The organism is Salinispora sp. CH2A1_6 (assembly GCF_056820975.1).
In genome coordinates, this window is the sequence record NZ_JBXEDG010000014.1 from 1 (window position 1) to 5,471 (window position 5,471).

The window sequence follows — 5,471 nt, forward strand, 5'->3', positions numbered from 1 at the left end:
GAGCGGTTGCCTCCGGAGGGGCCCTGGTTTGGGGTTCTGAGGGTGTGTGGTTGTTCTTTGAGAACTCAACAGGGTGTTTGGAAAGCCAGTGCCGTTTTGGTCTGGGTTGGTCTGCCTTTTTGGTGGGTTGGCTTGGGCTTGAATTTGGCAGCAAATTGTTTTTTGTTGCTGGGATTTTCTTCAAGTTTTTGTTGGAGAGTTTGATCCTGGCTCAGGACGAACGCTGGCGGCGTGCTTAACACATGCAAGTCGAGCGGAAAGGCCCTTCGGGGTACTCGAGCGGCGAACGGGTGAGTAACACGTGAGTAACCTGCCCCAGGCTTTGGGATAACCCCGGGAAACCGGGGCTAATACCGGATATGACTGGCTGCCGCATGGTGGTTGGTGGAAAGATTTTTCGGCTTGGGATGGACTCGCGGCCTATCAGCTTGTTGGTGGGGTAATGGCCTACCAAGGCGGCGACGGGTAGCCGGCCTGAGAGGGCGACCGGCCACACTGGGACTGAGACACGGCCCAGACTCCTACGGGAGGCAGCAGTGGGGAATCTTGCACAATGGGCGGAAGCCTGATGCAGCGACGCCGCGTGAGGGATGACGGCCTTCGGGTTGTAAACCTCTTTCAGCAGGGACGAAGCGTTTGTGACGGTACCTGCAGAAGAAGCGCCGGCCAACTACGTGCCAGCAGCCGCGGTAAGACGTAGGGCGCGAGCGTTGTCCGGATTTATTGGGCGTAAAGAGCTCGTAGGCGGCTTGTCGCGTCGACTGTGAAAACCCGTGGCTCAACTTCGGGCTTGCAGTCGATACGGGCAGGCTAGAGTTCGGTAGGGGAGACTGGAATTCCTGGTGTAGCGGTGAAATGCGCAGATATCAGGAGGAACACCGGTGGCGAAGGCGGGTCTCTGGGCCGATACTGACGCTGAGGAGCGAAAGCGTGGGGAGCGAACAGGATTAGATACCCTGGTAGTCCACGCTGTAAACGTTGGGCGCTAGGTGTGGGGGGCCTCTCCGGTTCTCTGTGCCGCAGCTAACGCATTAAGCGCCCCGCCTGGGGAGTACGGCCGCAAGGCTAAAACTCAAAGGAATTGACGGGGGCCCGCACAAGCGGCGGAGCATGCGGATTAATTCGATGCAACGCGAAGAACCTTACCTGGGTTTGACATCGCCGGAAATCCTTCAGAGATGGGGGGTCCTTCGGGGCCGGTGACAGGTGGTGCATGGCTGTCGTCAGCTCGTGTCGTGAGATGTTGGGTTAAGTCCCGCAACGAGCGCAACCCTTGTTCGATGTTGCCAGCGCGTTATGGCGGGGACTCATCGAAGACTGCCGGGGTCAACTCGGAGGAAGGTGGGGATGACGTCAAGTCATCATGCCCCTTATGTCCAGGGCTTCACGCATGCTACAATGGCCGGTACAATGGGCTGCGATACCGTGAGGTGGAGCGAATCCCAAAAAGCCGGTCTCAGTTCGGATCGGGGTCTGCAACTCGACCCCGTGAAGTCGGAGTCGCTAGTAATCGCAGATCAGCAACGCTGCGGTGAATACGTTCCCGGGCCTTGTACACACCGCCCGTCACGTCACGAAAGTCGGCAACACCCGAAGCCGGTGGCCTAACCCTTGTGGGGGGAGCCGTCGAAGGTGGGGCTGGCGATTGGGACGAAGTCGTAACAAGGTAGCCGTACCGGAAGGTGCGGCTGGATCACCTCCTTTCTAAGGAGCGCCATCCGTCGAAGGGCGGTATGGAGCCTCGGTTGCCTGTGTTGGGTGATGGGGTGCTCATTGGTCGGAGACACTGGCTAGTCAGTTTTGGCAGCGGTTTGATGCTCTTGTACACGCTCTCTTCGGGGGGTGGTTGGAAGGGGTTGATGATGCGGCTGGGGTTGGCGTTGGACACCCTGTTGGGTCCTGAAGGAATGACCGTGTGGTTGTTTCTTGGGCCGTTGTTCCTGTGATGTCGCCGGTTGGTGGTGTTGCGGGGGTGGTGGTTTGCCTGGCGTGGCTTGTCTCGTATACCGGGTGCTGGTTCTGCCCTTGTGGGGGTGGGGTTGGTGTTGCTGGTGCGGGGTGGTGGTTGCGGGTTGGTTGTTTGTTGAGAATTACACAGTGGACGCGAGCATCTTTGTGGTCAAGTTGTCAAGGGCGAACGGTGGATGCCTTGGCACCAGGAGCCGATGAAGGACGTGGGAGGCCGCGATAGGCCTGGGGGAGCTGTCAACCGAGCTGTGATCCCAGGGTGTCCGAATGGGGGAACCCGGCATCAGTCATGTGGTGTCACCTGCACCTGAACTCATAGGGTGTGTGGAGGGAACGCGGGGAAGTGAAACATCTCAGTACCCGTAGGAAGAGAAAACAATATGTGATTCCGTGAGTAGTGGCGAGCGAAAGCGGATTGGGGCTAAACCGGCGGCGTGTGATACCTGTCAGGGGTTGCGTTGTCGGGGTTGTGGGACCCTGCGGCACGGGCTGACACTCGTGTGGGGAGTGATAAAGCTGGTGGTTAGTTGAACAGTCTGGAATGGCTGACCGTAGACGGTGAAAGTCCGGTAGGTGAAAACTGCCAGTCTCCTGTGGGTGTTCCCGAGTAGCGGCGGACTCCTGTAATCTGCCGTGAATCTGCCAGGACCATCTGGTAAGCCTAAATACTTCCTGGTGACCGATAGCGGATAGTACCGTGAGGGAATGGTGAAAAGTACCCCGGGAGGGGAGTGAAATAGTACCTGAAACCGTTCGCCTACAATCCGTCGGAGCCTCTTTGTGGGGTGACGGCGTGCCTTTTGAAGAATGAGCCTGCGAGTTAGTGGCATGTGGCGAGGTTAACCCGGGTGGGGGAGCCGTAGCGAAAGCGAGTCTGAATAGGGCGTCAGAGTCGCGTGTCCTAGACCCGAAGCGGAGTGATCTAGCCATGGGCAGGCTGAAGCGTGGGTAAGACTGCGTGGAGGGCCGAACCCACCAACGTTGAAAAGTTGGGGGATGACCTGTGGTTAGGGGTGAAAGGCCAATCAAACTCCGTGATAGCTGGTTCTCCCCGAAATGCATTTAGGTGCAGCGTCGTGTGTTTCTTGCCGGAGGTAGAGCACTGGATGGTCTAGGGGGCCTACAAGCTTACCGAAATCAGCCAAACTCCGAATGCCGGTAAGTGAGAGCGCGGCAGTGAGACTGCGGGGGATAAGCTTCGTAGTCGAGAGGGAAACAGCCCAGATCACCAGCTAAGGCCCCTAAGCGTGTGCTAAGTGGAAAAGGATGTGGGGTCGCATAGACAACCAGGAGGTTGGCTTAGAAGCAGCCATCCTTGAAAGAGTGCGTAATAGCTCACTGGTCAAGTGGTTCCGCGCCGACAATGTAGCGGGGCTCAAGCACACCGCCGAAGCTGTGGCATTCACGCGTGTACTTCGCATGGCCTTTGGGTTGTGTGTAGGTGTGTGGATGGGTAGGGGAGCGTCGTGCCGGGGGTGAAGCAGCCGAGTGATCGAGTTGTGGACGCGGTGCGAGTGAGAATGCAGGCATGAGTAGCGAAAGAAGGGTGAGAAACCCTTCCGCCGGATGACCAAGGGTTCCAGGGCCAGGTTAATCCGCCCTGGGTGAGTCGGGGCCTAAGGCGAGGCCGAGAGGCGTAGTCGATGGATAACGGGTTGATATTCCCGTACCCGCGAAGGAGCGTCCCTGATGAACCTCGTTGTGCTAACCATCCGAGCTTGGTGTGGTCTTCGGACTGTGCTGGGGGAGCGTGGGAACCTGGCGGGTAGTAGTCAAGCGATGGGGTGACGCAGGAAGGTAGCTGAGCCCGGCCGGTGGTTGTGCCGGGGTAAGCGTGTAGGCTGTGTCGTAGGTAAATCCGCGGCGCGTGTGGCTGAGACGTGATGCCGAGCCGATTCAGGTGAAGTCAGTGATCCTATGCTGTCGAGAAAAGCCTCTAGCGAGTTCCGAGCGGCCCGTACCCTAAACCGACACAGGTGGTCAGGTAGAGAATACCAAGGCGATCGGGTGAACTGTGGTTAAGGAACTCGGCAAATTGCCCCCGTAACTTTGGGAGAAGGGGGGCCGGAGACGTGAAGGCACGTGCTGCTGGAGCGTTGTATGGCCGCAGAGAGCAGGGGGAAGCGACTGTTTACTAAAAACACAGGTCCATGCGAAGAAGTAATTCGATGTATATGGACTGACGCCTGCCCGGTGCTGGAACGTTAAGGGGACCTGTTAGTCTTTCGGGGCGAAGCGGAGAACTTAAGCGCCAGTAAACGGCGGTGGTAACTATAACCATCCTAAGGTAGCGAAATTCCTTGTCGGGTAAGTTCCGACCTGCACGAATGGCGTAACGACTTCCCCACTGTCTCAACCACAGGCCCGGCGAAATTGCATTACGAGTAAAGATGCTCGTTACGCGCGGCAGGACGGAAAGACCCCGGGACCTTTACTATAGCTTGACATTGGTATCCGAATTAGCTTGTGTAGGATAGGTGGGAGCCGGTGAAGTGTGCACGCCAGTGCATGTGGAGGCAATCTTGAAATACCACTCTGGTTGGTTTGGGTATCTAACTTCGGACCGTTATCCGGTTCAGGGACAGTGTCTGGTGGGTAGTTTAACTGGGGCGGTTGCCTCCTAAAGGGTAACGGAGGCGCCCAAAGGTTCCCTCAGCCTGGTTGGCAATCAGGTGTTGAGTGTAAGTGCACAAGGGAGCTTGACTGTGAGACTGACGGGTCGAGCAGGGACGAAAGTCGGGACTAGTGATCCGGCACTGGCGAATGGAAGCGGTGTCGCTCAACGGATAAAAGGTACCCCGGGGATAACAGGCTGATCTTCCCCAAGAGTCCATATCGACGGGATGGTTTGGCACCTCGATGTCGGCTCGTCGCATCCTGGGGCTGTAGCAGGTCCCAAGGGTTGGGCTGTTCGCCCATTAAAGCGGTACGCGAGCTGGGTTTAGAACGTCGTGAGACAGTTCGGTCCCTATCCGCCGTGCGCGTAGGATACTTGAGAAGGGCTGTCCCTAGTACGAGAGGACCGGGACGGACGAACCTCTGGTGTGCCAGTTGTCCCGCCAGGGGCACGGCTGGTTAGCTACGTTCGGAAGGGATAACCGCTGAAAGCATCTAAGCGGGAAGCCTGCTTCAAGATGAGGTATCCCATCCACCTTTGGTGGGGTAAGGCCCCCAGCTAGACGACTGGGTTGATAGGCCGGAAATGTAAGCTCGGTAACGGGTTCAGTTGACCGGTACTAATAGGCCGAGGACTTGATTACTAAGTTGCTGCGCGTCCACTGTGTAACTCTTGGCAAACAAACATTGCCTGTGGTGTTGGGTGTGTTTGATATGTCGATAAGTGTTACGGCGGTCATGGCGGAGGGGAAACGCCCGGTTACATTCCGAACCCGGAAGCTAAGCCCTCCAGCGCCGATGGTACTGCACTCGGGAGGGTGTGGGAGAGTAGGACACCGCCGGGCAAAACTTCAGTTGAGGGCCGACCCTACCCGGGTCGGCCCTCA

Annotated in this window: 3 rRNA genes; all 3 read left to right on the forward strand. The window is 57.6% G+C overall.

What is annotated here, in order from left to right:
- The first annotated feature begins 188 nt into the window (after nucleotides 1–188).
- The 3 genes from AC1UKG_RS20450 to rrf all read left to right on the forward strand — a co-directional run bounded on the left by AC1UKG_RS20450 (nucleotide 189) and on the right by rrf (nucleotide 5,429).
- A 16S ribosomal RNA gene (locus AC1UKG_RS20450) occupies nucleotides 189–1,704 on the forward strand.
- Nucleotides 1,705–2,117: 413 nt separating this feature from the next.
- Nucleotides 2,118–5,228 (forward strand): 23S ribosomal RNA (locus AC1UKG_RS20455).
- 84 nt (nucleotides 5,229–5,312) lie between these two features.
- A 5S ribosomal RNA gene (gene rrf, locus AC1UKG_RS20460) occupies nucleotides 5,313–5,429 on the forward strand.
- The 16S, 23S and 5S rRNA genes sit together here, the layout of an rRNA operon.
- The last annotated feature ends 42 nt before the right edge of the window (nucleotides 5,430–5,471 follow it).